Here is a 2,239-nt window from a genome sequence, read left to right on the forward strand (position 1 = left end):
ATTCCTCTGCTTGGCATTAATTTCATAAAGATAGCAATAAATCTTTTGCCTATTATAGTTCTCTGGTATATATTTGCACTCGGTCTATCTATTTTGCTAGCTTCTATAGCTGTTTACATCAGGGATGTATCTCAAATTTTAGGTCCGGCGCTAAATTTTCTATTCTACAGTGTTCCAATCATTTATCCTTATTCATTAGTGCCAGAAGACATAAAACCCATAATAAAGCTGAATCCACTTTTCTACATGGTTGAAGCCATATACCTACAAACGGTAGAATTTAACTTAGAAGCAATAATCTTTTGTCTGGTTATAGCTAGTATAGCGCTCGTTTCCGGGATTTTTGTTTATAGGTATCTTAGTGTGGGTTTCCTTGATGTGCTTTAATCTGTGATATAATTTAAAGGAGACATGGAAGACAAAGATAAGCTATATACAGCCATTTTAAAACTTACATCAGAAGTTTGTGATGATGTGAGTGACGAAGTAAAAAGGGCCAGCATTATAGCTGATTTTATAATACGTAGTGGACTTAAGTATAAGGGAATATTCAAAAAACACCCACTTTTAGAAAGAGTAGCAAAGCTCATATATTATAGACTTGTAAGGTCAAAGTATGAAGAGGGTTATAATAGTTGATAACCAAGTACCATTCGTGTACGGAGGTGCAGAATATCATATTAACAACCTAAAGAGGGCCATTAGAGAGAATGGTTATCAGGTAGATGTGGTTAGGATACCTTTCAAATGGTATCCAATAGAGAACATACCTAAACATATTCTGATTAACAGACTCATAGATTTAATTGAAGCTAACGGCAGGCCTGTGGATGTATTAATAGCTTTTCGATTCCCTAGTTACTATATAGAACATCCCAATAAAGTTGTATGGCTGATGTCAACATACAAAAGTGCTTATGAGTTTTGGAACAAAGAATTTTGTGATCTCCCCATTACTGTAGAGGGAAGAAAAGTTAAACAGATTATTCATGCATGTGATAGAGAATATCTGTCCCAAGTTAGAAAACTCTATACTAACTCGAAACACGTAGCTTCATGGTTCGAAGAGCAAACAGGTATAAAGGGTGTTCCTCTTTATCATCCGCCCCCTGATTACGATAAATTCCATTTTAAAGACTATGAGAACTTCTTGTTCTTTCCCAGCAGGCTTACACCTTACAAAAGACACAAAATTGCTATAGAAGCTATGAAATACGTTGATAGAGGTTTAAAGCTATTGATAACCGGTGAAAGTGACAATCCAGACTACTTAAAAGAGCTCCAATCTTTTGCGGAAAGCTTGGGCTTATCAGATAAAGTCATATTTTTAGGAAGGGTTGAAAGGGAAACTATATTAGACTTATACTCCAGATGCTTAGCTGTTATTTTTCCTACTTATAAAGAAGACTATGGCTACATAACCTTAGAGGGTATGCTATCTAAAAAGCCAGTTATAACCTGTAAAGACTCTGGTGGACCAACGGAATTTGTTACGAATGAGGTCACAGGAATAATATGTGAGCCAGAAGCAAAAAGTTTAGCTGATGCTATCAATAGGCTTTACAAAGATAAGGCCCTCGCAATGAAACTAGGGGAAAATGCTAAAAACTACGTGCAAAGCCTTAGTCTTAGCTGGGATTATGTAGTGGAGAGGTTGTTGGAATGAGGATAGCCTGGTTTAGTCCACTACCACCACAGCCTAGCGGTATAAGTGAATACACAACAGCAATAGTTAGAGAGCTGATAAAGTATGCAGATGTGGATCTCTGGACAGAGGCTGAATTTTCTGAAACCTGCATTAGCATAGGAAGAGTCTACAAATACGACGATATGAATATGGCAGATATAATAGAAAAGTTACACGAATATAACATGGTTGTGTATAACATTGGCAATAATCACAGGTTTCATTCCAAGATGTACGAAATACTAAGTGTCTTTCCTGGTATAGTTATACTCCATGATTACGTTATGCATCATTTTTTTCTCGGCTACTTTAAGGATATAAAAAACAACATGGGTGCTTACTTAAACATGATAGGAGCATACTATGGCAAAAACACCCGATTAATGGTGCAAAAAGCTCTGGAATCTGGGAGAGGTTTACACGAAAGGGAAGAAGTCTTTCATTATCCCTTGTGTGAACCTGTAGTGCTTAGGTCTATGGGAGTTATAGTTCATACAAGCTTTATCGCTAATAAACTAAAAGAATTTGCTTTGTGTCCAGTCAAAGTTATAA

Annotated in this window: 4 protein-coding genes; all 4 read left to right on the plus strand. The window is 36.3% G+C overall.

The annotated features are described in order from the left end of the window. Nucleotides 1–387: ABC transporter permease (locus NZ900_09660; protein ID MCS7234344.1), on the plus strand; the 387-nt coding region annotated here is incomplete at its 5' end. A 24-nt stretch (nt 388–411) separates the two neighbouring features. Continuing rightward, nucleotides 412–639, plus strand: coding sequence for a hypothetical protein (locus tag NZ900_09665; protein MCS7234345.1), 228 nt, complete (start codon nt 412–414; stop codon nt 637–639). Further along, nucleotides 617–1,666, plus strand: coding sequence for a glycosyltransferase family 4 protein (locus tag NZ900_09670; protein ID MCS7234346.1), 1,050 nt, complete (start codon nt 617–619; stop codon nt 1,664–1,666). The genes NZ900_09665 and NZ900_09670 overlap by 23 nt, the downstream gene beginning before the upstream one ends. After that, on the plus strand, nt 1,663–2,239 hold a 577-nt coding region (locus tag NZ900_09675; GenBank protein ID MCS7234347.1), incomplete at its 3' end, for a hypothetical protein. The genes NZ900_09670 and NZ900_09675, both read left to right, overlap by 4 nt.

Source organism: Synergistota bacterium (assembly GCA_025060595.1).
Taxonomy (GTDB): Bacteria; Synergistota; GBS-1; order GBS-1; family GBS-1; genus 42-11.

What these genes read in the sequence shown, in the direction of transcription:
- NZ900_09665 (MCS7234345.1), top strand. Translation starts at nt 412, where the DNA reads ATGGAAGACAAAGATAAGCTATATACAGCCATTTTAAAACTTACATCA.
- NZ900_09670 (MCS7234346.1), top strand. Translation starts at nt 617, where the DNA reads ATGAAGAGGGTTATAATAGTTGATAACCAAGTACCATTCGTGTACGGA.